Origin of the sequence: Dongshaea marina (assembly GCF_003072645.1) — a bacterium.
In the GTDB taxonomy this organism is placed as follows: domain Bacteria; phylum Pseudomonadota; class Gammaproteobacteria; order Enterobacterales; family Aeromonadaceae; genus Dongshaea; species Dongshaea marina.
In genome coordinates this window covers 2,625,233-2,649,976 of sequence record NZ_CP028897.1, presented here as the reverse complement: position 1 = coordinate 2,649,976, position 24,744 = coordinate 2,625,233, and the positions used below count along the sequence as shown (strand labels likewise).

Sequence of the window (24,744 nt, the reverse complement as noted above, 5' to 3'; positions counted from 1 at the left end):
AAAATTCTTCTCACGGTAGCAAATCGCCCATATACGGATCTGCTACATGTGATAATAGTTCTGTTGCTGCTCAATGAGTTTGAGTCAGGCTCAGCTGTGTAAGTGGGATGAATCATAAAGATCTCGTTTTTGAGATGCAAGTCACAAAATTAATGGCCGGATAATCTTTACATATCGCATTTTACCTATTTTAAGGTAGGACTTTGTTACAAAAAATAGCACAAAATCTGAACAGCTTTAGCTTCTTTGGCTTTAGCTCCGCTGGCTTTGGATAGTCGAATTTTATTTGTGTAATCTCACCATTTATAAAACCTGGGCAACAGCAATTGATCAGAAGTTAAACGATAAAAATGGCCGGGTGTAATAATCTGAAATGCTTGTCCCTTCTGGGGCTTAGCTCGGTTATAAATAGCTACCCATGCTATTAAATCTATACAAGACCATCGGGTTAATCGGTGCGTATTATCGCGATGGCGATCACCGAATAATATGATGTCGATCACCTCAACATCCCGTCTCACAGACTGGGTTATTTTTTACCCTGAGTGATCGGCATCCGTCAACTCTGCGGTGATTTTTCTCATCGATTCTCCGCATAATTCTACACGGATCGCTCCATGAACCAGACGATCCAGGATCGCATCCGCATGGGTTGATTCACCGATCATTGTGTGCCAGTGCTCCAGCGGAAGCTGGCTGCCGATCAGTGTGGCTCCGTGACCATGGCGAGCATCGATTAACTCCAGTAGATCGCTACGCTGAAGCGCATTCAGCGACTCCAGTCCCCAGTCATCGAGGATCAGAAGCGGCGTGTTTCTCAACTGAACCATCAGCTTTCGATAGCTGCCATCAGCCTGAGCCAGCTGCAGTTGCTCCAGCAGCTCTTTAAACCGGAAGTAGCGAACCCCGAGTCCCTGCAGACAGAAGTGATGGCCCAGGGCGCAGGCCAGATAGGTTTTCCCGCACCCGGTCGCCCCGGTCAGGATCAGAGTCTGCCCCAGGCTAAGCCAGTATCCCTCTGCCAGTGAGCGGATCTGGGCTCTATGCAAGCCGCGATCACTTCGATAATCCAGTTGCTCCAGATTTGCCTGCAGCCGGAATCGGGCCTGCTTGATAAGGCGCTCGATCCGCCGCTGAGACCGATCCGTCAGCTCCTGCTCCAGCAGCAGGCTGAGTCGCTCTTCGAACCCGAGTTCCTGGTAGTGCCCGGGTTGCTGATGTTGCCTTTCCAGGGCATCCCGGATACCACTTAGTTTCAGCTCCCGAAGTTGCTGTTTGAGTTGTTCTGTCATCTTTGATCCTTAGTGATAGTAGCCTGAGCCACGGATATTGAGGTGAGTGAGCTCCGCCAGACGATCCGGCTGAGTTTCGGGCAGTGGCTGGCCATCCAGCCCCTTTTCCAGGATGGAGCGGATCCCTTTCTGATAGTAAACGCCCGTTCGGTCTGCTCGCTGGCAGGCCGCTTCTAAGCGGGGGCGTCCATATCGCTTTTCCAGGTTGAGGATCCCAAGGCTGGCCCGATATCCAAGCTCCGGGTGGGACTTTCGGTAGAGCAGCTGTTTGATCACCGCAAGCGTGGAGGGGCCTATCTCCTGAGCCCAGTTCAGAAAGCGTCCCGGGGTCCATTGCATCTGCTTTTGGTGTGCGACCGGCATATGATCGGGGTGGGTGGTTTGCCCTCCCTGCTGATAGCTGCGTGGATGTGTCGCGACACAGCGACCACCATGATAGATCCGTACCAGGTTGTCGCAGATATGCGCTTCAAGCTTGCGTTTGAGCAGGGTATAGGGAACCGAGTAGTAGTGCTTGTCGAGCTCGATGTGATAGTCGATATGAACCCGAACCGCCTTCACCCGGGTGAACTGATAGGGGTTTTGAGGCAGCGATTTGAGCACCGGTTTGTCTAGCAATTCAAACTGTGATTTACGGCTTCCCGGCAGCTTCTTGAACGGGCGATTGTTCAACTCGGTGAGCAGAGCCCCGATCCGCTGGTTTAGCTGAGCCAGACTGAAGAAGGTCTCATGGCGCAGTTTTGCCAGGATCCAGCGCTCAACGATCTGCACGCCCACCTCAGCCTTGGCTTTATCTTTGGGCTTGTAAGGACGGGCAGGAAGCACTGCAACACCATAGTGTGCAGCCAGCTGCTGATAGGTAGGATTGAGATCTGGCTCGTAGCGACACGCTCTACTGACTCCGCTTTTGAGATTATCCGGAACGATCATCTCTGGTACTCCCCCCAGAAATTCGAAGGCCCGTTTATGGCTCATCACCCAGTCTTCCAGCCCCTGACTCAAGGTTGCATCGGCGTAGGTGTAGCTGGATGCACCCATCACAGCGACAAAGATCTGAGCCCGACGCTCCTCCCCAGTCCTCGGATCCACGATGGGCACGGTTGGACCGCAGTAATCAACAAACAGTTTTTCACCGGCTTTATGGCTCTGACGCATTGAGGGAGACTGGCATTTACGCCACTCACGATAACGCATGCAGTAATGGTTATAGCTGTAGTGGTTCTTGGGATGTCGCTCAGCATACTCCTCCCACAGGAGTTGTAGCGTCATCCCTTTGCGTCTGAGCTCCTGATGGGCCACGGCCCAATCCGGCAGAGGAGGTGTCTGACGAACCGTGATCCGGGTCTCAAGGAACTCACGGCGCAGCCGCTCTTCATCCCACTCAGCAGGCAGAGGCCATTGGCATAGCCCCATCTGTTGGGCCCTTTTGCAGTAATTGGACACAGTCGACGGAGACACAGACAGGCTGCTTGCGATCTGGCGGTGACTCAGGCCGCCTTGGTACTTGAGTCTGAGGATCTCTTTGAGTTTTCGCATGGTGATATGCACCGTTGGCATGGCTGGCTCTCCGCTCGAGGTCAAACAGAGAGCATAGCCGGTTAAAAAAACACCTGCGAAACGGGAGTTGAAATGAATAACATTTCGGTCGGGACTGCATAATATTCATGCCGATCACCCAATAATATAAAACTCAAAAGTGATCGCCATCGATATTATTGAGCGATCGCGATCGATATTATTCAGTGATCGCTATCGATCTTATTGGGTGATCGCGATGGACCAAAAAACGCAATCGGTTAACAAATGAACGGAATTCGGGTGGATCGCTTTAATGTGGGGATATATTCGGTGTTGTTTCCGGGGGGCTGAAAATGGCTGAATGTAAGAAACTGTATCACTTCGTTAGTTTATTCAAGAATAAAGTTTAGAAAAGGAGATGTTCTCAGGGTAAAAATTTGCTATTCCTGAGGGATTACTTACGCCATGAATCGTCATTTTAGTGCTAAAAAGCTACAAAAAATAAAAAAATGAAAGCTTATCTATCTATAACAGAGTAGGGCGTGAAACGCCTGCGAAGATAACTGACGCTACATGGGTAATAAATAGACGGGGTATGGTGGTGGGTAATAAAAAACGTACCTTATTTGCTCGAATTATCGCCATGAAAATAAATTTTCAGTGTGAATTTTCTTGTGGCAGAGGAACTTCCGAATCAATTTTGCGAGAAATATAACCAGATCTGAGTCAGATTTTGCCTTAAGAGGATGACTCTATCTGCGATAACATCCAGCAGAGCCTGGGGAAAACGACTTAAAGGTGCTCCAATGTGTCTTTGTGTGACGGAACCAGTGACTCACAAGGAATTGGGCCGATGTAGCTGAAGAGCTAAGGTTTGTAAGGTGAGGTTTGTGCAGTAACTGTGAGGACTAACAGTGAACCGAACAGGGCTATTATGGCCTGTGTACCCCGCATCAAGGCATGGGAGTTGTAGAACCTGGCAGTTTGAAGCAATCCTGGGCGGAGTTTTTGTTTGGTAATCGAAAATGGCTTTTGCCCAGGCTGGACAGGGCATGATGACTCACCACTGATGAAGTAAAGAAGCATAAATAGCAGCTTGCTATGCCTATCACTATGGCCGACAAGGCTTGCTATAAACCCCTTTATCTAAAAGTCTCTGTACCGGCTCCCCTGAGAGCCCCTGGCTGTTTGTTATCTGCGACACAGGGGGAGTGAATGCCGTGAAAGGCCGGATATCTGAGAGTGTCCAGGTGAAATGGTATAGAAAGCCATTTCACCCCTGGGACATAGGGCTGAATACAGCTTGGGGGCTCTTCTAACTGAGCGGCTATTTGGAATGTGGCTCGCAGGGAACTCTCCTTGAACCGTTCTGCATCTTCTTTGCCATCCATCGCCTGGATCTAATGGATACCGCTAACGGCAGGACATACTGGGTCATTGACTGATTTTTGATGGTAAGGTGGTAAACCCTGTGGTCCGAAAGAGGTCGTGTCGCATGTTGAATGTTATTGTAAAAATGCAAATGTATTATTAGTGAGAGTTAATATATAAGCGAATGATATTTTTTTGATAGTTTAATTATTTCTATTTGTGAAGCCGGTCACGTTAATTGAGAGCACCTCATTATATTGGTTATATTCCGAGCAGATAAAACATCTGCTCTGAGAAAAGTGAGCAATTTATATAGGGGAGCTATCATGTTACAAAACTAGTTCTCATGGGGATGGGGTGATTTACATAGGGTTGAATTTATTTTTAAACTATGTACTCTAAATAACGCCCTTTACAGGGATATTAAAAAATGGAAATAGTCATCTATAGTTAATTACAAGGTAGTTTTACATGAGATACATCGCATTTATATTCTTTGCTTTCTTATCCTTTAATTGTTTTAGTCAAAATCTACATGGTATGTCCTGGTTTAACGCCCCTAAAGAGTGGTCCATTAACAATGGAACACTAACTATGGATGTGACACCACACACTGATTATTGGAATAAAACCCACTATGGATTTACCGTCGCGGATGGTCCTTTCTATTTCTCAAGAGTCGGTGGCGAGTTTGAGGCGAGTGTAAAAACTACCGGAGACTACAAAACACGCTTTGATCAGATGGGGATGATGTTTCGAATTGATGAGAAACACTGGGTTAAAACAGGCATCGAATATGTGGATGGGAATTACCACTATAGCACTGTGGTAACGAATGGCCATTCAAGTTGGAGTGTGATTAACCTGCACCAGGCACCAACATCCGTATGGATTAAAGTGATTCGTCGATTAGATGCCCTGGAGATATTCTACTCTCTGGATGGTAAAAACTATCAGCAAAGTAATATCGTGTATTTCCCTGATCATAAAGATGCAATGGTTGGCATGATGGCCGCAAGTCCTGATGGAAATGGTTTTAAAGCTAAGTTCGAAGACTTTAAGATTGAGCACTTGCCCGATGCAAGAAGGCTCAAGTGGCTAAAAAATAACTAGATTGGATAGGGTATCATTATCTTTATCTCGGGAGCTTCTCGGTGAGAGAGGCTCTTTTTTGATAGAAGGATAGCAGATTGACCCCTGGTTTGTTGAATATCGCATGAGAGCTGGTGACGCGCTGATCGGAGTTAAACAGTGCCGGGGAGAAGAAGGCCTTGCTCTGTTGCTTTATATACCGCCAGATATTTATTCTTAACCCCGAGCTTTTTATTTGCATTTTGCAGATGGAAGTTAACCGTACGTTGACTGATATTGAGCAACACTGAGATCGCATCGACACTCTTGTTTTGGCGGGTTAACTCTAAACAGATACACTCTCGCTCGGTGAGGAGGGTAGGGGTGCACTTGAAACCACTTCGATGAAGGTGCTTTTTGATCTCAGAGTAATAGTGATAAGCGCTGATAAAGAGCTCACTTAAAGAGAGTGAGGGTGAATTGATCCATTGTGTTGTTTCAAGCTCATAGAGGGTAAGGCTTGCAAAATCATCCTCAGCCCCGTGCAATGGGATATTGATCCCCCGGCGGATCCCGAAATCATAGGACTCCTCCCGGATTTTCTTCTCTTTTTGCCTGCAGCTGTTTTTCAACTGGGTCAGGATATCCCAGTGAACTGGAGTCTGGATTGTTTTGCTCTCCTGTAGAGTTTGGTCGAAGTCGCAATACTCGCTCAAAAGATAATGTTGGTGCCAAGGTCTAATCGGATCCGTTGCATAATCGTATTTAAGTTTTCTCCGTGAGCTTGGTATGCCGGTATAATATGTAAACGCAAAATGATAGATCCCTGCCTGGCGATAGTAACGGCGGAACAGGTGATTGAGCTCATCGAGAGAGTCTGTTTTAGCGCAAAGATGCAGCAGTTCATCCATGGTCATGTCGGACATCCTTAGTCGCAAGCATTAAATTATTACTGGATACGCTCGTTCTGTGATTGTTCCATCATTTGAAGGGTAGAGCTATGCAAGTTTGGAATTATCCTCAGCATTTGTCTAATGAGCCTTGGCATATAGGAGTGGCTGATTTTTTCTATATGCCTATATCTTGTGTTTATTACTGTTTATATTTCCCTATATTGCGAGTCGATCAAATACGACTCTAGTCTGAGTCTGTAGCTGTTCGGACAATTTCTGACCTGGCAGCCTGTATTCATTTTATTTATGGACTCAATTGATAGCTTAAATAGATGGCAGTGCAAAATAATCCGTCAGGGATAAGTTAGTTAGATTTTATTACTGGTGGTTAATTTTCTAATAAAGGGATTTATACGAATCTGTATTTCGGCGATTCGAAATTATGGTGTAATCACTGTTGTGGATCTCTGGGTCAATCTTACGCGGTTGACACTCGGCCTGTGAACAGTCTCGCCTTTGCTGCAGAAAATGAGAAAATGGTTGTTTTGAGCGGCTTGAGGTGCTGTGACAGAGGCCATGCCGAGGGAGCAGCAGATGCTCCGAGTCGCCATGACCCAGGGGGTATGAGTTCAGCTACCGGTCTGGGGTCAGTATGCTACCGGCTGCGCTGTCACAGGAGTTTTACCACAGCTTTCCTCCAGCCAAAGCACAGGGTTAGGCAGCTCCTCAGTCAGAGAGATCAGCCCTGAAGTTGCGAAGGCAAAGGTGATTTCCGGTGGCCCCGGGGTGAACATCAGCTCTGGGTAGTGCAGTAGCCGGGGATCGAGAATAAGCGGGATGCTCTCTGGGAGCGCAAAGGGGCCTACCGCACCCGGAGTACATCCCAGTAGTTGTTGCATCTCCTGATCACCACAAACGGATGGGCGCTTCCCCATCAGTTGCTTTATCGCTTTACTGTTTAATCGTGCATCCCTGTGGGTGAAGAGCAGGCAGTGGCGACCATCTTTAAATTTCAAAAACAGACTTTTGGTCGGCTCAGCGGTCCAACCCAGCTCCTTTGCAACCTCGGCATCGGTTTCAAAATTGAGGATAGGCCGATGCTGCCAGCTGGAGTAGGGGATTTCAGCCCGGTTAAATAGCCCGATGGTTTGCTCTAATAGCTGTTGCTGGCGCTCTGTCACTTCTATCTCTCCGTGTGAAATTTAATGCTGCTCCAGGCTCTGTTGACATTTCCAATTTTGAACCTGTTGCCCCTGAAAATGTTCTGTTCGCGACGCGAATCATGAGGTTTAGTTATTCTAAATGAGTGATGTGCAACAATGAACAGGGCTTTTTCAGGCGCCACCCGAAGGGCAGTGGCTATTTTCCCTCCCGGCAGCGTTATCAGATGCTCTTGTAGAGCAACTACACCACACATCTTCTGCCTTGCTGGATGAAAAAATTGCCAACTGCAGAACCAAATCTGAAACGTCAACAGAGCCTGGTTGCTGGGTCTGGCATCTCAGGCGGTGACCTTACGAAATGTATGTTGACGCAGATAGCGTACCACGACCACCTCAGCCAAATAGCAGATCAGGATCCCAAAGCCGCTCCCGATCAGGACGTTGAGAGAGCGGGCAAGGGCCAATATATCATCTTGACCAAGGTTCATACCATCGACCGTATGCAACATGCTGCGCAGAGTAAATGCCAGAGGGTAACAGTCAAAGGCAACCAGGGTCAGAGGGATCAGCAAGACAGCCACATGATGAAACAGGGGATATTTAGGGATCGAATGAATGATGGCGTATCCAAGCCCTGGACCTATGGTTGCCCCCAGGAAACGGTGGCGGACCTTGGAGTGCATGCTAACCCGCTCACCAGTGTGAATACTGACAACGGACCAGATCAGCCATTCACCATGGGCGGGCAGTAGCCACTTAACCCAGAGTGCTGCGATGAATACAGCCACAAATACTCCAATCGCAGTTACAAGGATATGGGTTTCGGGAGGATCTGCTCTGTGATGGTAGCCACACACCATATCCATCAGTGCTTTTTTGCCAAAGCCTCTGCAGATATATTGCAGGATCAGTGGAATAAAGGCACTGCCGATCGCCAGAGGAAAAGTGGCCGCCAATTGCAGGAAGTTATGGTTGATCAGATGTAGCTCAGTAGGCGCCGGATAGAAACCACACGCCAGATAGATGACAGGCAGTATGGTAAAACTGCTCAGGGCATGCAGACTATTTCCAAAATGGCTGATAGAGCACAGAGCCATTGCAAACAGGGCGGTGATCAGGGCAAACAGGATCAGGTTGCATTGGCTGTAATAAAGGAGGGCAAAACCACAGGCAATGAGTAGTCCATGCCCAAGGCTGGGCAGCAGCCCCCAACGCAATCGACGCTGAACGATAAAGATAGAGGTTGTAACCAGCCCCGCAAGAAGCCAGCGTTCCTGCTGCTGAACATAGAACTCAGCAATACTTGGGAGCAGTGCGATCACCAGATATAGGAGATCACTGTGATTAATTCTGGCTTTTTTGACTAAGCTGACAAGATTGTATTTTTGGTTTGCCATAATAACCTCTTGGCAAAGAGCAAGACTTCGCTGCAATCTCTGAACAATGAGAAAGATCGGATCAGTTGGAAGCTGAAATTGCAGTGACCGGCGTATCTTGCAAAATCGGGTTTCACAAGGTGCAAAATCTGTGTTTTTAGCTTAGCGGTCGTAGTGTCAGATCAGCGGGTTGAACCCATGGGGCAAGTGAAGACTTTTTCAACGCAGAACATAAGGGATGGCTACAGCAACAATTAATGTGGTACATGGTTTATTTTCTGAACTGTGAACTCGATCCAGCTCCAGAAAGACCTCTTAAACGAAAAAACATGCTGCCACTATAGTTTTTGTGACCCGCCCTGGATAGTCACCATCTGGGGCTTGACATAAGCACATGGGTGTGATTTATGGATTCTGGCTGTTTTGTTGGTGAAAGCTAAGTACAAGAATGCTTCCATTGCGTTAAGCTAGTGTTGCAATCATGGTATGGAGTGGTGCAGCGTCCTTCCTCAGGGAGACAGAGGAGCTTTTTGGCCACCATATTTATCCATGATCGCCTGATAGCGCCCCCCTTGCTTCATTTTTAACAACTGGTTATCAATTTGCTGTCGCAGCTCAACAAGCGGCTTTTTCTTGGTGAAAGCTATATAACTGGGTACGCTCTGAATCCTGGGAAACAGTGGTTTGACCTCATTTTTTAACCCCATCTGCCTGAGGGTATGGTCAGCCACATAGATATTACTGATCACCAGATCCAGCCTGCCTCGGATCAGGCGCTCAAAATTTCGCTGGAGGGTATTGGCCCGCTGTAGCTTGAGTTTTGATTTAACCTTGTCGAACTTCTGGCCATAGCTGATGGTGGATACCGTTCCGATCTCAACCGTTGAGAGTTGGTCAAGATTGCCATTGAAGATCAGGTGACTCTCCTTTCTGGCAAAAAAGCCAACGATCTGGGGGATCAGGACCTGCTGTGAATAATCCAGAAATTTCTCGCGCTCTGGGTTTTTATAAGCGGTAAAAATAGCGTCTACTTCACCATTTTTTACCATTCGCAATGAGCGAGTCCAGGGAAAGGATCTGATCGTGACACTGTGACCTGCGCTCTCAAAGGCCTCTGTGATAATCTCGACGGCAGCCCCCTGAAGCTTTCCATCCTTGCCTGTATATTCCAGAGGCGGAAACTCAAAGGTGACCAGCTCATAGTGCCCGGCCTCAACCCGGGGGAGGAAGCCGATGAGTGTGATGAATAAACAGCAGCCTATAACGCGGTGATACATTTTATCCGTTTTAGGGTTTGCACTTGCCTTGCCTTGAGTATAGAGGAGGATCGCAAGTCGTCCTTTTGCCAGCTCGATCGTTAATTTGATGAGAAATCATGTTAATTCGGGGTGAACTGGAGAGATAATGCGTCAATTTTTGTTGCCCAGCCTTAGAGTTCCATGCTAGTTTTCTGGGCTGTTTTCCGATAACCCTATCAACCTAAGGTGGATGAATGCAGAAGCGGAATGTAAAACAACCTTCGATCATTCAAGTGGTACTTGCGCTTGGTTTTTTTCTGATTCTGGCTTTTTCATTTACCTCTAAGCTCAATTTGCCCATTCAATTAGCCCTCTATTTGGGGTGGTTTGTGGTCATCATTCTTGGGGTCAAACTTGGGCACGCCTATAAGAACCTTGAGAAGGCGGCTATCGGCGGGATTGCAAACGGCCTTGGAGCCGTTTTGATCCTACTGGCGGTCGGCGCTCTGGTGGGAACCTGGATTGTGGGCGGAATTGTACCAACCATCATCTTTTATGGTCTCCAGGTGATCCACCCCGGAGTCTTTCTGCCGGCAACTATGGTGATCTGCTCTGTGACAGCCCTGGCAACGGGAACATCCTGGGGAGCTGCAGGCACTGCGGGGATTGCGATGATGGGGATAGGCCAGGGGATGGGGATCCCGGCTCCTTTAACTGCCGGTGCTGTGCTTTCGGGCTGTTACTTTGGCGACAAGATGTCTCCTCTTTCCGACTCGGTGATCCTTGCTTCAACTATGGCCGGGGTAGAGATCGTTGAGCACATCAAGGGGATGCTTCCTATCGCCTTGATAAGCTATCTTATCACTGCGGTACTCTTTACCGTCACCGGACTTACCTATGTTGCCAATGTTGACCTGAGCCAGGTGCGGGCGGTTGCAGAGGCGATGCAGCAGCAGTTCGTGATCTCACCTCTCTCCTTTCTCCCTGTGATTGCTGTACTGGGGCTGCTGGCAATGGGGATGCCGTCATTCCCCGTGATAAGCTTTGGCTCCCTGCTGGGGATCATCTGGGCGATACTGATGCAGCACATGGATCCGATCGCTGCCTTGAGAGCGGCCTGGGCCCCGGCTACCATTCACTCAGGTGTTGGGTTTATCGACTCAATCCTTAACCGGGGCGGGATCGAATCGATGCTGGGCTCCGTTGCCGTGATCGTCTTTGGCCTGGGCTTTGGTGGCTTGCTGGACAAAGTCGGGGTGCTGCAGACCCTGGCAGGCTTGTTCGAAAAGCGGGTGAAATCTCCTACCAGCCTGTCGATCTCGACTCTGGGGACCGCCTTTTTGAGTAACCTCTTTGGCTCCGCCATGTATGTCTCACTGATCCTGACCCCTAAAATTTGTGCCAAGAACTATGACCGTCTGGGCTATGCCCGCAAGAACCTTTCGCGTAATGCGGAGTTTGGCGGGACCCTGACATCCGGTATGGTCCCCTGGAGTGACAATGGTATCTATATGGCGAGTATCCTTGGGGTAGCGACTTTGGCCTATGCGCCCTATATGTGGCTGAGTTTTGTCTGTATTGCGGTTACCATCATCACCTCATCCTTAGGGATCTTTGTCGACAGGGTGCCACCTGCAGACTCCAAAACCCAGGGAGAGCAAGAGCCATCGGCTCTGGATAAAGAGGCCTGCGCCAGCTGATTATTGATATCAATGAGCGGGCCACTCTCCTTTAGGCCCGTTCACCTTCCTTTCTCCTCTGTAATCTTGCCCTGTCATTGGTTGTTTGTTTTTAAGTGATGCTGGTTTCAGCATCTCCGGCCTTTTGTTATATGCAGTGGACTGGAAAAGAATCAGATGGAAGAGATTCGGATTTACACATGACGCTGATGTTTGAAGTCAGGCATCAGCACTGATATCAAACGCTCCCTCTTATCCTGAAAATATGCCACAGTAAAGAAGAGTCAATTGATAGCTCTGGAGAATTGATGGCGCAAAAGTTGAAGGATCAAAGTTTTGTACTCTGGCTGGATGCCGATAATCGGATCACTGGGGTCAACCAAGCCTGGCTTGAATTTGCCCGTGATAATGAAGCCGCTGAGCTGACCCTGGCCACCCTTAAAGGGAAGCGGCTCTGGGATTATATCTGTGGTGCAGAAGCCAGAACTTTGTATCACGATCTTCTGGACAGGGTCCGCCTGAGTAGCCGGCCTATCACCATTCCATTTCGTTGTGATTCTCCCACCCTCCGCCGTTATATGCAGCTTTCAATCCTGCCACAGGAGGATGGGAAATTGGCTCTGATGAGTTGGGTGGAGCGGTTGGAGCAACGTCCTGCGGTTTCGTTACTGGATCCGTGTTGCAGGGGAAGTGAGCCACCCTTGCGGATCTGTAGCTGGTGTAAAAAAATCCAGCTAGAGGATCAAAGATGGGAGGAGATAGAGCAGGCTGTTTGTGAACTAAAACTTCTGGAGAAAAACCAGTTACCCGAGCTGACTCATGGTGCCTGTCCCGAATGCATCGCTATCCTGGAAAAGCAGGAGCAGGAGCAGGAGCAGGAGCAGGAGCAGGAGCAGGAGCAGGAGCAGGAGCAGGAAGTTAAGGGAGGGGATTTCTCGGGGAGCTGGAGTCAGGGAGCAAGGGGTCGTTACAAATTTTAGAAAGCGCTCTGCAACAGCTCAGCAGAGCTTTGGTAAGCGTTTGCATTGGCAAACTGAGCCCGGCACTCTATGATAGGCTCCATTGGCATGGAGTGGCTGGAGGTTGTTGTATTTGGACTCGGTATTAAGTTTTACCTTGGTTGGCTGCGCCCTGCTCGCAAGTCCTGGCCCTGCAACCTTAAGCATGGGAGCGACCGGAGCCGCTTTTGGGCTTCGCCGGGGACTGGGATATCTGACCGGGCTGGTGGCGGGCCTTCTCGGAGTCATGCTGATCACCGCATCCGGGCTCAGTAGCCTACTGCTGGCTCTGCCGGGAGTCGCTCCTGTGATTGGTGGATTAAGCCTGCTATATATGTTGTTTTTAGCTTACCGAATTGCCAGTGCGCCACCTCTGTCTTTATCTTCAGATGAGAGTCATCCTCCCCGGCTGATGTCGGGTATCTTTCTCTCTTTGACCAATCCCAAGGCCTATGCCGCGATGGCCGCGCTTTTTTCAGGTTATACCCTGGTGGTGGGAGCTCTTGAGCTGGATCTTCTGGCAAAGATCGGCATCTTATTATTGGTTGCACTATCCAGTGATTTTGCATGGCTTATCCTGGGCTCCAGCCTGGCTAACCTCTCGAAGCGCCCGGGGATCAGCCGCGGGATCAATATCGGATTTGCGATCGCCTTACTACTCTCGATCGGATTGGCGCTGCTTCTTTGATCAAGAGTTTTTTTTACCCATGACCACAGGAAGATGAATGTGAAAGAGGTCACGATTTATTACCTACAGATGAATAATCCGCAGGAGCTCAGCCCCGTAGCTGTATTACCTGAACTAGAGATACGTGAGTGTGTTAGGCCACAGTTTAAATTCAACCGTTTTTTATACCAATTGGTTGGCGAGCCCTGGTCCTGGACCGATAAACTGAGTTGGTCGGATGATCAATGGCGTGAGCTGGTGGAAAGTGCAGATCATCGAACCTGGGTTGCCTACTACCAGGGCGCGATCGCTGGCTATTATGAACTTCATCGTAATGGCGGTGACGTCGAGATCCTTTATTTCGGCTTAGTCTCTGATTGCATCGGTATGGGCTTTGGTGCGGCCTTGCTCTCCAATGCCATTGAGTCCGCGTGGCAATGGCAAGGAGCAAGTCGGGTCTGGGTACACACCTGTAGCCTGGATCACCCCGCAGCTTTGAAAAATTATCAGGCGCGAGGCCTGACCCTGTATCGAGAAGAGGTCGAGCAGCAAGTTCCTGCCTGATGATACCAGGCATCCGGCAGTCGCTTTCTACCCAGGTAGTTGCTCATGTCGGGTTCGCATGTTAGATTAGCCATCTTATTTGAGAGGAGAGTAAAACGATGATCAAGATCTGTATCCGGAAGCAATAGTGCGATCAGATCGATAAGCGTTTTATTTTTCTTTATAAGCCCGGGATCTGATCCCGGGCTTTTTTATGCCCAGCTTCTCGGACGGCGCCTTTCGTCCTTTAGAGTGCAGGCTCCGTTTGAGAAACATCTTAAACCTTAGGAGTGATGCATCATGAACTATCCAATCTTTACCCCGAACCCTTTATCCCAGGTTATTCAATCCAAATTTATCGGAGTAAAGCATTATGTTTATCTGCCAGGCAGACCAATTAGAATTTAGCTATCCCCAAACGATCAATCCCGTATTTACCGATCTCAGCTTCGTGATCACAAACCAAGCCCGAATTGGTGTTGTGGGTGATAACGGGGCCGGCAAATCGACCCTGCTGTCTTTGTTAAGAGGCGCAGTCAAGCCTTGCGCCGGGCAGCTCTTGTGGGGAGCTCCTGTACAGGTTGGCTGGCTCTCTCAGCAACCTGAGCGGACCCAGGATCTCGATGGTCGCGGGATCTTATGGCGCGAGTATCCGGAGCTTTACCATATCAACACCCAGCTGAAGAATATAGGTGATCCCAATTTTGACTGGGAGCTGTTCGACCAATATCAGCAGTTAGGTGGCTATCAGTTGGAAGCAAAGACTCAGCGGATTTTAGACAAGCTTGAGCTCTGTGAGCTGCACCTTGAAAAAAGCTGCGATGTGCTAAGTGGCGGCGAGCAAACACGTTTAGCCCTTGGATCACTGCTACTCAGTGAGCCCGGGCTCCTGCTGTTAGATGAGCCGGGAAATCACCTTGATCTTCAGGGGATTGCCTGGTTGGAACGTTTTTTAGCAAAATGCACTATCCCATATCTGATGGTGAGCCATGACCGGCATCTACTGGACCGCTGTTGCACTAGTACCTGGCATCTTGTAAGGGGGAAACTCATCAGTTACCAGGGATGTTTTAGTGATTACCAGCAGTGTCAGCAAAAGGAGCTTGCAGCTCAGAGTCAGCAATGGCAGCAGGGAAAACAACAGGCCCAAAGGCTGGAGCAACAGCACAGGCGGAAACAGCAGCAAAGTGAGCGGATGCAGCGTTTTAAAGCAAGCCGTAGCGTGAAAAGTAATGGCGGCCTGTGTAAGCGGGATGATGGCTCCGTTAAGGGGAGTGCAAATCCCGAGCGGGTCGCCCGACAGGCGAAGGTTTTAGGCAGAAGGGTCGAGCGGATAAAGGAGCAGCAGGCCAACAGCAAGCCCTGGCAGGAGAAGCAACGAACACTCCAGCTACTCTCACGCTCTGAGATCCGTTGTCGCTCGTTGCTGAGGGTGGAGCATCTCGGGTTCAGCCATTGGGCTTCCCCTTTAATCAAGGATCTCTCTTTTATCCTTAAACCGGGCGATCGCCTCTATCTGGAGGGTAAAAATGCCAGTGGTAAATCAACACTACTCGCCCTGTTGAGTGGGCAGCTCACTGCAGATTCGGGGGCAGTCAGACCTGCACAATCTGCAACCCTGGGTTACCTGCCTCAACAGTTTGGTATGGGAGAGGCTCGAAGTCTGAGGCAGCGTGTCAAGCCAACAACCCGGCAGCTGGAGCAGCAGTTGATGACTCAACTTGCGAGTTTGGGTCTGGAGAAAGGGCTGGCTGACAAAGCCGATCATCAATTGAGTGAAGGGCAACGCTTGAAGTGTCGGTTGATTGAACTGCTGCTGGCGGGGCGGATATTTTACTGCTGGATGAGCCGACCAATCATCTTGAGATGTCGGCCCGGGATAAGCTGGCAGAATGTCTTTGCCAGTTTTCAGGAGCCGTTGTTTTTGCAAGCCATGATCGGAGTTTCTCTCAAGCCGTGGCTAATTGCAGGCTGACTCACCGGAAAGACAATTGGATTTGGCTAGAGGAGGGAGCAGGTTAGGGAGAGCAGGCAGGTCTATTGACTTGCCTGTTTTGGTAATACTTCTAGTACGTTTGTGAATGCCTGTATATCGGGTTGTGCGATATTATTAAGTAGCTCAGCCCAGATTTTATTAATGGAATGATTAATTTTGTTATTAATATCCATGCCTTGGTGGGTTATTTTTATATGGGTTTGCCTCATGTCAACTTCAGATGTTGCGAAACTGATTAGCTGTTGCTCTTGTAATCTTTTTATTGAGCGCGTTAGATTTTGGTGAATAGTCCCCAGATTTTTCGCTAACTCTTTTTTTGTGAGCGAGTCATTCAGGCTTAACTCATCGAGTATGGTTCTATCCACATAGGTGATCCCGAACTCTGAGCAGATGGGCTCTAATTTTTGTTGCCATATCATGGAGTTAGAACGCCACAACCGGGTCAGATAGCTAAAGTCAACCATAGATGTCCAATTATTTATCAGCCAATAAAGTATAATATTCCGGATGAGAGCAGGTTAACACCTATGCAAGCGAGAATCAAATAGGAGATCCTTCGAACTGTGTTTATGACTATTTCACCAAACAGGGTAGATATCTCACTGCTATAGAAAAATAATAACCCCAGAATTAAACTAATCGTTATAGATGCACCGCTGATTGCTATGTTATTTATAACAGGATGATTTCCATAACTGTTATGTACCAAACTCATGATAACTGATAATGCTGCGGGCCCGGCAATTATTGGGATGCAAAGCGGTACAATTGCGATGTTACTATTATTTACCAGTGCTTTTTCTGAGTTATCATTTAAACACTTAAGACAGGAGATCAGTAATGAAAGTCCACCTGCAATTTGCAGTGATGGCAAACTTACACCGAAAAAGCTAAATAATTTGACTCCAAACCAAGTCGTGATAAGTAGGGTGACTCCCACGGCAGTACAGGTTTTTAAGGAGATCTGCTGAATCTCTTTTTTATCCAGAGCTCCCGTATATGCAATGAATATGGCCAGCATAGTGATTGGATTCACTATGATTGAAATTTTTAGTAGTGAGTGTAAATAGCTATTTAATAAAATCATTTTTGAGTGCCTGAATCAATTATATTGCATCCATGCATGGTCTTTATCCATGAGATATAAAGTTATTTTTTAATGAATCGACCATTTTTGATGATCATAGAGATATTGCTGCCTTTCTCATCAAGTAAGCTTATATTTTCAAGTGGGTTCTCTTTTAGTATCAGGAGGTCGGCAAAAGCGCCTTCGGATATAACACCTAGTTGACCCTCCATATCCATCATTTTGGCATTAATATAGGTCGCTGAATGGAGTGTTTCAAATGGTCTTTCAACCTGGGAGCGGAGTGTAAACTCACTGGATTGATATTGGCTCAGCTCCCCCAATAGATCGGTGCCAAATCCCACATCAACGCCATTATCTTTTGCTATTTGAATCGACTCCAGTGCTTGTTGTTGTACCTGTTGTAGTTTTTCAAGAGTATGTTGCGGCGTACCGGTTTCAGCTCCATGTTGTTTGAATGCATTATAGATAGCCAAGGTAGGAACTACATAGGCTTGGTGTTGATGCATCGCTTTTGCGGCCTCATTATTGAGCAGATTACCGTGTTCGATAGTCTTCACTCCGAGCTCTACACAGCGGATGATCGCTTCCGGGGTATAGGCATGGGCCATCACATAGGTTCCAAAGTGAGTTGCTTCTTCGACAATAGCCTTGATCTCTTCGTCTGAGAACTGAAGGTTTGTGACCTTATCTGTCGGGGAGGCGATACCACCGCTGGCCATGATCTTGATTTGAGTTGCACCTTGTCTTAATTGCTCACGCGCGGCTTTTCGGACCGCTGGGACGCCATCACAGATCATGGAGATGGAGGAGCCACTTTTGATACTGCAGGCGCAAGGCTCCATCAAATCTGATTTATGCCGAAAATCACCATGACCTGCGGTTTGGCTAAGGGCGCGCCCGCTGATAAATAATCTCGGTGCTTCAATGATTTTTTTATCGATAACATCCAGTATTCCGGCATCAGCCCCTCCTGCATCGCGTACCGAAGTAAATCCTCGAAGAAGCATTTGGTTCATGGTTTGAAAGCATTTGGCATAAATACAGGCCTGATGTTCATGCTCCTGGTGTAAATCAGTCAGATTAGCGGTGACATGAACATGGGCATCGATTAAACCCGGCATCACATATTGACCCTTGAGATCAATGATCTTGGTATTTTCAAAGATGGGATCATATTTTTTCGTGATCTCGATAATCTTTGAATCTTCTATGAGGATGTTACCCCGAACTATTTTTTCATGTCTCCCATCAAAAATATTTGCATTTGCTAGTAATGTTCTCATTGCTACTCCTATCGTATTAATCCAGGTGTTAAGGGGCATAACCTTTGTAAAACAGGCATTATGCTTAACGATTAATGTTATTTGAAACAGCTGGTGATGCTTATCAGTGATAAGGACTATATCGCCGCCCAAGAAAGAAAGCAATGCTTTCTAGTGTTTTTTTTGTTCTTCCCAGGGTCTATGCCGGATAAGAATGCTTCACGGAGAGTCGGCGTTTAACTCAAAGGGTGGGTTGTTCATGTCTGGTGGGGACGATAAAATCTCAGTTAAGTATTACGGGCGGATGCAGATACACTATAGTATGAGGCCATGCTCTAACGCCTGATCTAAGGATGGATAAATGCGTAACAGAGATGTCACCTACCAACAGCGACTTCAATCGGCTCTGACCAGCCATATCCTTCGGGGAGTCAGGGATCCCTGGAGGCCGGCCTGGCACCTCAGTGCCCCTATAGGTTATCTCTATCCACCCGGTGGTTTCTGTTACTACCAGGGCCGTTATCAGCTCTTTTATCAATGGGATCCCTTTTCTCAGGAGGAGGGACGTTGCTGCTGGGGACACATCAACTCTCCCGATCTGTTACGCTGGTATGTCCAGCCTCCACCTTTGCTTCCTGGTGAGATTTACGACAGGGACGGTTGCACATCGGGTTCAGTCATTGCGAAAGGTGGAGATTTACACCTTATCTATACCGGGAATGTAAACCTGCCGCAGGGTTTGAAGATCAGCCACCAATGCATGGCGATCCGGGATCATCGGCATGTCTGGAACAAGCAGGGGCTGGTGGTTGAATTGCCCGAGGGATACGGCGCCCAGATGCGCGATCCCAAGGTTTGGCTGCATCTTGGAAAATACTACCTGCTATTGGGAGCTCAGACTCAGGAGCGCCAGGGGCAGGTATTGCTGTATCGCTCCGGAGATCTCAAAGGTTGGGAGTTGCTGGGAGCGATCGCGGGCTGTGGAATGGGAGTCCCCAGTGATTTCGGGTATATGTGGGAGAGTCCGGAGCTGTTTGAGCTTGAAGAGCAGCACTTTCTGCTGTGTTGCCCGCATGGGATCTGTGGTCAAGGGACCGGGGATCAGGCCTATGTGGATGCCAGGGCCGGGTACTTCTGCGGTGATTTTGATTATGAACAGGCTCAATACACCCATGGTAGCTTTCATGAACTGGATTGGGGGTTTGATTTTTACGCCCCCCAGACCTGTGAGGATGAACAGGGGCGTCGACTGATGCTGGGCTGGCTGGCGAATCCGCTCGAAGAGAGTCATGATCATCCTTCCTGCCAGGCCGGGTGGGCTCACTGTATGAGCATGGTGCGCGAGTTGGTTGCCAAGGGGGACAAGCTCTATCAGCGTCCGCTGGTGGAGTATCAGAAGCTACGTGATGAGCAAAAATCGTGGCAGGGCCAGGCCCAGCCCGGCGATCATTTTTGGGTTGAGCAGGCTGAGATCCAGCTTAGTCCACAGGGGCGTTTCTTTTTGGAGATCCGTGGGCAGCTGCGTATCCATTACCAGGAAGGGCGGCTGGTGTTGGAGCGTAAGCATTGGCTGGATGAGCGTTGGCAGACCCGTAGCTGGCTCGGAGATGTGGAGCGGTTAGAACTCTTTTTTGATCACTCAACCCTGGAGATCTTTATCAACCAGGGGGAGGCGGTCATGAGCAGTCGTTTCTATGCCAGAGAAAACCCTGCCGAACTCATCGTCCAGCAGGGCACTCCGGGTTTGAGCTACTGGCCGCTCAAGAGCTTTAGTATCTTCTAAAGACTACCGCGTGGGATCTCAAGTTCAGCATATCCTTTATCTTGAGAGTCGATAAATTGGATAATCCTCTGGGCGACCTTATCCGGGTCGAGGAAACTCTGGTAATCCGGGTGGGGTTGCTTGTTCCAAAATTCGGTTTTCATCCCGCCAGGAAGGATAAGACTTAGCTTACAATCAGGGTTTGTGCTCTCCAGCGCAATGCTGCGGGCAAGACCGACCTGAGCCCATTTACTGGCAACATAGACAGCTTCATTCGCTTTGGCTTTCAGGCCGGCACTGGAGGAGATGACGACTAGTTTTCCCTTTTTTCCTGGTTCTTGTAGTCGCTCCCAAACACGATGAATTAATGGCAGGGCATTGCGCAAATTGATATCTATCATCCGAAGTAAATCTTCGGATGAGCCGGATTTGAATTCTCCTGTGATTATGGTACCCGAAACCCAGAAAAAGTGATCGATCACCATGGTATCCAGGGTTTCGATCGCCTGCCTGACCGTTTCAGGCTCAGACAGATCACAGGGGATCAGGGTCCGGTTTCCCTGATGATGCAGGTAGGTGATCGAGCTACCCAGCTCTATCGTGTGGCAACCCTGGCCATGATAGTATTTGACGATTTCATGGCCAAGTCCCTTGGTAGCTCCCAGTATCACGACATTCATGATGACTCCTCCTTTAGGTGTGTTTTGAGCCACCCTGTTTGAGTGGGTGGATCAGGCGATCGAGCCCTTCGATCTTAAGCTCCATACACAAAGAGAGTAGCAGGCCGAGTTCACCTTCGGGAAAGCCTTTTCGAGCGAACCACAGCAGGTACTCTTCGGGAAGGTCGACCAAAATTCGTCCCTGGTATTTGCCAAAGGGCATTCTCATCGTGGCTAATTTGATCAGATGTTTTTGTTCTAACACAGGGGGCCCTGAGTGATGAAAAGAGCCATTCTAACCTCGGGGGGAGCTCAGGTATACAGCATCGAGTGACAGAAATCCTGATGAGTCAATCCAGTCTCGGGTAACAAAGGGTAACTCTGCTGCATTATCTCACGATCCCTGTCATTGCAAGGCCTGCAGGGGGATTGGCCGGGGTGTCATCTTGTCTGGGAATGTGGTTTAATCTTCCCAGCTCTGGTTCACTTACAAGAGGTATACCCATGAAAGAGATAAAAGAGATACTGGAAATCGTGAAATATACAAGACAAAGGAACAAGCTCAAGCGGGAGATCCAGGATAACGATAAGAAGATCCGGGATAACCAGAAGCGTGTCGATCTGCTGGATAACCTGATGGAATATATCAAGCCAGATATGAGTTATTCAGAAATTTTGCAGATCATCGCCAACATGAAGTCCGACTATGAGGACCGTGTTGACGATCACATCATCAAGAGTGCCGAGATCTCCAAGGAGCGCCGTGAGATCGCCAAGCTGATCCGTCAGCTGTCGACTCCAGAAGGTGCAGAAAAGAAATAAGCGGTAGCTACTAAGCGCTGCTAAACAATGATTTTAAAGACCCGGTGCCAGGATGAATACCTGGCACCGGGTCTTTTTGTATGGAATTGTTCTGACTCAGGTTCGCCAGTTCGGTCACTCTGAGGTGACAAATTTAATCTTGCTCCAAAGTTACAAGGGTGGATCAGCCTCTATTCAGCTAATAGCAAGATAATGGCTCACTTTGAGAGGCGGTTATGATACTTAACAGTGATTACTATCTAGAGGCCGACTAGGAAACGACTTTAAACTTGAGGCAGCTTGTGACTGAAACCCATTAGTTTCTTAATACTTCAAAAAGCCATTTCGTTAGTCCTGTGCATTCAGTCTGTGAATTGATCACTGAGTAGGTTTAAGCATGGAATACACACTTCAGGAAAGTGAATAGTAAAATGAATCGATCCACTATCCTCTGTTGCCTGTTTCTGTTTTTATGTCCCCAACTTGTTTATGCCAGTGGATTTGTTAATCGCCCATTGCTCAATATCTACTCACAGCAGTCGCGAGATGGGAGGGTTGAGTCCCAGGCGGTTTATGGTGAATCACTTCAGGTGATCCACTTTGACCATGCCTGGACACTGGTAAAAACCAGGAGTGGTACCCAAGGCTGGGTGTACGGACAAGTTTTTGGCTGGCATAAGCATTATGCATCTGGTGCTTCCTCTTCGCTGATGACTGTTCAGCGAAATAACCTTATCTATCGTCAGCCAAATATTAGCCAAAATACTCCTATGTATGACTTACCTTTTGGAGTGATCTTACCCAGGGTTCAGCGTTCTCATCCGGTGGGAGGTTGGCAAGAGGTTCGCTTGGTTGATGGCCGGTTGGGGTGGATACAAGAAGGCGATACCCGCTCAGGGCAGCGAACTTTGACACTGAGGCAGGTGTTGGAGGTTAGCCATAAGTTTTTAGGGGTTCCCTATCTCTGGGCGGGGAGCTCAAGCTTTGGTTTCGATTGTTCTGGATTTGTAAAGCAGCTGTTCTGGCTGATGGGGTTAAATTTACCGCGCCATTCCTCAGCACAGGCGAGCTGGAATGGTTTTGAAAAGGTGAGTCGTTATCATCTTAAACCGGGCGATCTGCTGTTTTTCGGGGAGCGGGGGATTATCTCTCATGTGGGTATGTATCTTGGCTACATAAACCACAACCATGAATTTATTGATGCAACGGTTGTTGATAATTCGGGGCATAGCGATCCGACAGTGCAGCTGAGCAATTTAGACTCTTATACCTGGAGCCATATCTTTCTGGAGGCGCGTCGCCTGAAACCCGCCTTACTTGCAAAGGTGAGTCGCTCCCGGGCCCGTCAGGATGCATAGATCCATGGAGCGGCAGTATGGGCTCCCGCCTTTTCTATACCCGGGGCTCTTCAGGAGGCTGTGGGGATGAAGACCCTTGGGATCAGCCTGGCTCATCATCAAACTGAGAGCGATATTTTCACCCGGAGGCTGAGGGCAATATTGTTCTTGGTCATCGCCTTGTTTGTGCTTTTGTTTGCCAATCTGGCGCACCTGCAGATCAGCTGTTATCGCCTTTACCGGACCCGCTCCCGGGAAAATAGAATTCGCCTGATCCCGATAGCGCCTTCCCGTGGTTTAATCTACGACAGAAACGGTATCTTACTTGCGGGAAACCGGCCCGCCTATTCTCTGGTGATCTACCCGCAAAAGACAAAACTGCTGCATGCCGAGGTTCAGCGGCTGCAACACTTACTTGGTCTGAGTGATGAAGAGGCTCGGCATTTTTTTGCGCAAGTGAAAAACCAGCCAGGGTTTAAATCCGCGACTTTGGCTGACGACTTAACCATGCAACAGGTCGCTCGATTCAGTGTTCGGCAGTTTGAGTATGCCGGGGCCAGTATTCAAAGTCGCCTTGAGCGTTACTACCCTTATGGTGGGCTGCTCACCCATGTTTTAGGCTATGTCGCGAAAATAAATGATACGGACCGCGAGCACCTTAAGGCAACCGGGCAACTGACAAACTATGCTGCAAACCGGGATATCGGCAAACTCGGTATTGAGAAGTATTATGAAAAACTGCTGCATGGTCATGTGGGTTACCAGGAGGTCGAGGTCAATAATGTGGGGAGAGTGGTGCGAACCATCAGTAGAAAGCCCTCAACCCCTGGTCATGATATCTATCTGAATATCGACCTCAGACTACAGATAAAGGCCCAGGAGGAGCTTGGGGGACGGCGTGGCGCTGTGATTGTCATGGATCCTAAGACCGGGGCGATCCTGGCGATGGCTTCCAGCCCGAGTTATAACCCCAACAGCTTTGTCGATGGGATTAGTGAGAAGAAATACAGCGCGCTGATCCACAATAAGAATAATCCGCTAATTAACCGGGCGACCCAGGGGGTGTATGCTCCGGCCTCCACGGTTAAGCCCCTGATGACTATCATGGGGCTGGATTCCGCTCTTATCACCCCTGCAACACGCTACTTTGGCCGGGGTTATTTTCAAATTCCTGGCTCACGGCGCAAATTTTATGACTGGGAGCCCTGGGGTCACGGTTGGATGACAGTCTATAAAGCGATTGAGCAATCAGCAGATACTTTTTTCTACCATCTGGCATACCTTGCCGGGATCAAGCGAATTCATCAGTATATGCATCTCTTTGGGTTTGGCCAGTATACAGGGGTGGATATAGATGAAGAGCGTACAGGAAACCTGCCATCTAGTCAGTGGAAGCAAGCTCGCTATCATCAACCCTGGTATCTTGGGGATACCATCTCTGTAGGCATTGGCCAGGGGTATTGGTCGGCGACCCCAATGCAGTTAGCGCATGCCTTTAGCATCTTGATTGATCATGGCAAGCGGGTAGTGCCGCAAATCCTCAAGGGGACAGTGACGGCACAAGGCTTTCGATCAGATCCCTCTCACTTTTTAGCACCGTTCAAATTAAAAGACAGGAAAGACTGGCAGGTTCCCCTCAAAGGGATGTATATGGTAATCCAGGGGAAGACAGGGACAGGGCACCGTGCTTTTGCTCACCTGGCTTACCAGGCGGGTGGTAAATCCGGCACGGCACAGCTGGTGAGCCGAAAAACTGATCACAAAGCACACAAGGTGACACAGGAGCGGCACAAGGATAATGCCCTGTTTGTTGCTTTTGCGCCTTTTAAAAAACCTAAATTTTTGGTGGTCAGCATTATAGAGAACGCCGGGGATGGTCATTCTCCCGCGGCGAATATCGCCAGGGCGATGCTTGATACCGCAATGTCAGAGCCCCTGAATACCAGTAAGGTCGATTCCACCAATGGAGGGAGCTAATGGCCTGTGAAAATCCGATGGGATATACAGTAGCGCAAGCCTGGGTGATCG

The 24,744-nt window shown here is 48.7% G+C and carries 21 protein-coding genes; 10 read left to right on the top strand and 11 right to left on the bottom strand.

The annotated features are described in order from the left end of the window. Positions 1-536: 536 nt before the first annotated feature. On the bottom strand, positions 537-1,292 hold the full coding sequence (gene istB, locus DB847_RS12670; protein ID WP_108649424.1) for an IS21-like element helper ATPase IstB: 756 nt from the start codon (positions 1,290-1,292) through the stop codon (positions 537-539). Between the two features lie 9 nt (positions 1,293-1,301). After that, entirely contained in the window at positions 1,302-2,849 is a 1,548-nt protein-coding gene (gene istA / locus DB847_RS12665; protein WP_108649425.1) for an IS21 family transposase, read from the bottom strand. A gap of 1,803 nt (positions 2,850-4,652) precedes the next feature. On the opposite strand from istA, the gene DB847_RS12655 reads away from it, so the two are divergent. Beyond that, complete coding sequence (locus DB847_RS12655; protein WP_108651033.1) at positions 4,653-5,294, top strand: DUF1349 domain-containing protein; 642 nt, start codon at positions 4,653-4,655, stop codon at positions 5,292-5,294. Between the two features lie 131 nt (positions 5,295-5,425). On the opposite strand, the gene DB847_RS12650 is transcribed toward DB847_RS12655, so the two are convergent. The 4 genes from DB847_RS12650 to DB847_RS12630 all read right to left on the bottom strand — a co-directional run bounded on the left by DB847_RS12650 (position 5,426) and on the right by DB847_RS12630 (position 9,961). Next, positions 5,426-6,169, bottom strand: coding sequence for a helix-turn-helix transcriptional regulator (locus DB847_RS12650; protein WP_159084593.1), 744 nt, complete (start codon positions 6,167-6,169; stop codon positions 5,426-5,428). Between the two features lie 623 nt (positions 6,170-6,792). Beyond that, the gene (locus DB847_RS12645) at positions 6,793-7,326 is read right to left on the bottom strand and encodes a YbaK/EbsC family protein (protein ID WP_108651031.1); all 534 of its coding nucleotides are present in this window, start codon (positions 7,324-7,326) and stop codon (positions 6,793-6,795) included. 320 nt (positions 7,327-7,646) lie between these two features. Next, positions 7,647-8,705 carry an FUSC family protein gene (locus DB847_RS12635; RefSeq protein ID WP_108651029.1) on the bottom strand — a complete coding sequence of 353 codons (1,059 nt, stop codon included), beginning with the start codon at positions 8,703-8,705 and terminating at the stop codon, positions 7,647-7,649. Between the two features lie 488 nt (positions 8,706-9,193). Beyond that, positions 9,194-9,961, bottom strand: coding sequence for a substrate-binding periplasmic protein (locus DB847_RS12630; RefSeq protein WP_108651028.1), 768 nt, complete (start codon positions 9,959-9,961; stop codon positions 9,194-9,196). A 215-nt stretch (positions 9,962-10,176) separates the two neighbouring features. Between DB847_RS12630 and nhaC the strand changes: the two genes are divergently transcribed. The 5 genes from nhaC to DB847_RS12605 all read left to right on the top strand — a co-directional run bounded on the left by nhaC (position 10,177) and on the right by DB847_RS12605 (position 15,784). After that, entirely contained in the window at positions 10,177-11,622 is a 1,446-nt protein-coding gene (gene nhaC / locus DB847_RS12625; protein ID WP_108651027.1) for a Na+/H+ antiporter NhaC, read from the top strand. A gap of 287 nt (positions 11,623-11,909) precedes the next feature. Next, positions 11,910-12,581: a hypothetical protein gene (locus DB847_RS12620; RefSeq protein WP_108651026.1), complete on the top strand. Its 672-nt coding sequence runs from the start codon at positions 11,910-11,912 to the stop codon at positions 12,579-12,581. Positions 12,582-12,693: 112 nt separating this feature from the next. Continuing rightward, positions 12,694-13,287, top strand: a complete 594-nt coding sequence (locus DB847_RS12615; protein WP_108651025.1) for a LysE family translocator — start codon at positions 12,694-12,696, stop codon at positions 13,285-13,287. A gap of 39 nt (positions 13,288-13,326) precedes the next feature. Continuing rightward, the gene (locus DB847_RS12610) at positions 13,327-13,830 is read left to right on the top strand and encodes a GNAT family N-acetyltransferase (protein WP_199911556.1); all 504 of its coding nucleotides are present in this window, start codon (positions 13,327-13,329) and stop codon (positions 13,828-13,830) included. Between the two features lie 352 nt (positions 13,831-14,182). After that, positions 14,183-15,784, top strand: a complete 1,602-nt coding sequence (locus tag DB847_RS12605) for an ATP-binding cassette domain-containing protein (RefSeq protein WP_108651023.1) — start codon at positions 14,183-14,185, stop codon at positions 15,782-15,784. Between the two features lie 62 nt (positions 15,785-15,846). Here DB847_RS12605 and DB847_RS12600 read toward each other — a convergent pair whose 3' ends face one another. From DB847_RS12600 to DB847_RS12590, 3 genes are all read right to left on the bottom strand, one after another. Further along, the gene (locus DB847_RS12600; RefSeq protein WP_159084592.1) at positions 15,847-16,170 is read right to left on the bottom strand and encodes a MarR family winged helix-turn-helix transcriptional regulator; all 324 of its coding nucleotides are present in this window, start codon (positions 16,168-16,170) and stop codon (positions 15,847-15,849) included. Positions 16,171-16,286: 116 nt separating this feature from the next. Further along, positions 16,287-16,892, bottom strand: a complete 606-nt coding sequence (locus tag DB847_RS12595; protein ID WP_108651021.1) for a MarC family protein — start codon at positions 16,890-16,892, stop codon at positions 16,287-16,289. 62 nt (positions 16,893-16,954) lie between these two features. Next, complete coding sequence (locus tag DB847_RS12590; protein ID WP_199911555.1) at positions 16,955-18,310, bottom strand: metal-dependent hydrolase family protein; 1,356 nt, start codon at positions 18,308-18,310, stop codon at positions 16,955-16,957. 208 nt (positions 18,311-18,518) lie between these two features. Here DB847_RS12590 and DB847_RS12585 point away from each other — a divergent pair, with 208 nt between their 5' ends. Continuing rightward, positions 18,519-19,940 carry a glycoside hydrolase family 32 protein gene (locus DB847_RS12585; RefSeq protein ID WP_108651020.1) on the top strand — a complete coding sequence of 474 codons (1,422 nt, stop codon included), beginning with the start codon at positions 18,519-18,521 and terminating at the stop codon, positions 19,938-19,940. Here the strand turns inward: DB847_RS12585 and DB847_RS12580 are convergent. Further along, on the bottom strand, positions 19,937-20,599 hold the full coding sequence (locus tag DB847_RS12580; RefSeq protein ID WP_108651019.1) for an SDR family NAD(P)-dependent oxidoreductase: 663 nt from the start codon (positions 20,597-20,599) through the stop codon (positions 19,937-19,939). The genes DB847_RS12585 and DB847_RS12580 overlap by 4 nt on opposite strands. A 13-nt stretch (positions 20,600-20,612) precedes the next feature. After that, complete coding sequence (locus tag DB847_RS12575) at positions 20,613-20,843, bottom strand: DUF3820 family protein (RefSeq protein ID WP_108651018.1); 231 nt, start codon at positions 20,841-20,843, stop codon at positions 20,613-20,615. 239 nt (positions 20,844-21,082) lie between these two features. On the opposite strand from DB847_RS12575, the gene DB847_RS12570 reads away from it, so the two are divergent. From DB847_RS12570 to mrdA, 3 genes are all read left to right on the top strand, one after another. Then, complete coding sequence (locus DB847_RS12570; protein ID WP_199911554.1) at positions 21,083-21,400, top strand: DUF496 family protein; 318 nt, start codon at positions 21,083-21,085, stop codon at positions 21,398-21,400. A 410-nt stretch (positions 21,401-21,810) separates the two neighbouring features. Then, a complete protein-coding gene (locus tag DB847_RS12565; RefSeq protein ID WP_108651017.1) occupies positions 21,811-22,737 on the top strand; it encodes an SH3 domain-containing C40 family peptidase in 927 nt (308 codons plus the stop codon). A gap of 66 nt (positions 22,738-22,803) precedes the next feature. Further along, positions 22,804-24,693 (top strand): penicillin-binding protein 2, encoded by a 1,890-nt coding sequence (mrdA, locus tag DB847_RS12560; protein ID WP_108651016.1) that lies wholly within the window; start codon positions 22,804-22,806, stop codon positions 24,691-24,693. Positions 24,694-24,744: the final 51 nt, after the last annotated feature.

Bases quoted from the DNA above. Each gene is read 5' to 3' on its own strand.
- istB (WP_108649424.1), bottom strand. From the start codon at position 1,292: ATGACAGAACAACTCAAACAGCAACTTCGGGAGCTGAAACTAAGTGGT.
- istA (WP_108649425.1), bottom strand. From the start codon at position 2,849: ATGCCAACGGTGCATATCACCATGCGAAAACTCAAAGAGATCCTCAGA.
- DB847_RS12655 (WP_108651033.1), top strand. From the start codon at position 4,653: ATGAGATACATCGCATTTATATTCTTTGCTTTCTTATCCTTTAATTGT.
- DB847_RS12650 (WP_159084593.1), bottom strand. From the start codon at position 6,169: ATGACCATGGATGAACTGCTGCATCTTTGCGCTAAAACAGACTCTCTC.
- DB847_RS12635 (WP_108651029.1), bottom strand. From the start codon at position 8,705: ATGGCAAACCAAAAATACAATCTTGTCAGCTTAGTCAAAAAAGCCAGA.
- DB847_RS12630 (WP_108651028.1), bottom strand. From the start codon at position 9,961: ATGTATCACCGCGTTATAGGCTGCTGTTTATTCATCACACTCATCGGC.
- nhaC (WP_108651027.1), top strand. From the start codon at position 10,177: ATGCAGAAGCGGAATGTAAAACAACCTTCGATCATTCAAGTGGTACTT.
- DB847_RS12620 (WP_108651026.1), top strand. From the start codon at position 11,910: ATGGCGCAAAAGTTGAAGGATCAAAGTTTTGTACTCTGGCTGGATGCC.
- DB847_RS12605 (WP_108651023.1), top strand. From the start codon at position 14,183: ATGTTTATCTGCCAGGCAGACCAATTAGAATTTAGCTATCCCCAAACG.
- DB847_RS12595 (WP_108651021.1), bottom strand. From the start codon at position 16,892: ATGATTTTATTAAATAGCTATTTACACTCACTACTAAAAATTTCAATC.
- DB847_RS12585 (WP_108651020.1), top strand. From the start codon at position 18,519: ATGCGTAACAGAGATGTCACCTACCAACAGCGACTTCAATCGGCTCTG.
- DB847_RS12580 (WP_108651019.1), bottom strand. From the start codon at position 20,599: ATGAATGTCGTGATACTGGGAGCTACCAAGGGACTTGGCCATGAAATC.
- DB847_RS12570 (WP_199911554.1), top strand. From the start codon at position 21,083: ATGAAAGAGATAAAAGAGATACTGGAAATCGTGAAATATACAAGACAA.
- DB847_RS12565 (WP_108651017.1), top strand. From the start codon at position 21,811: ATGAATCGATCCACTATCCTCTGTTGCCTGTTTCTGTTTTTATGTCCC.
- mrdA (WP_108651016.1), top strand. From the start codon at position 22,804: ATGAAGACCCTTGGGATCAGCCTGGCTCATCATCAAACTGAGAGCGAT.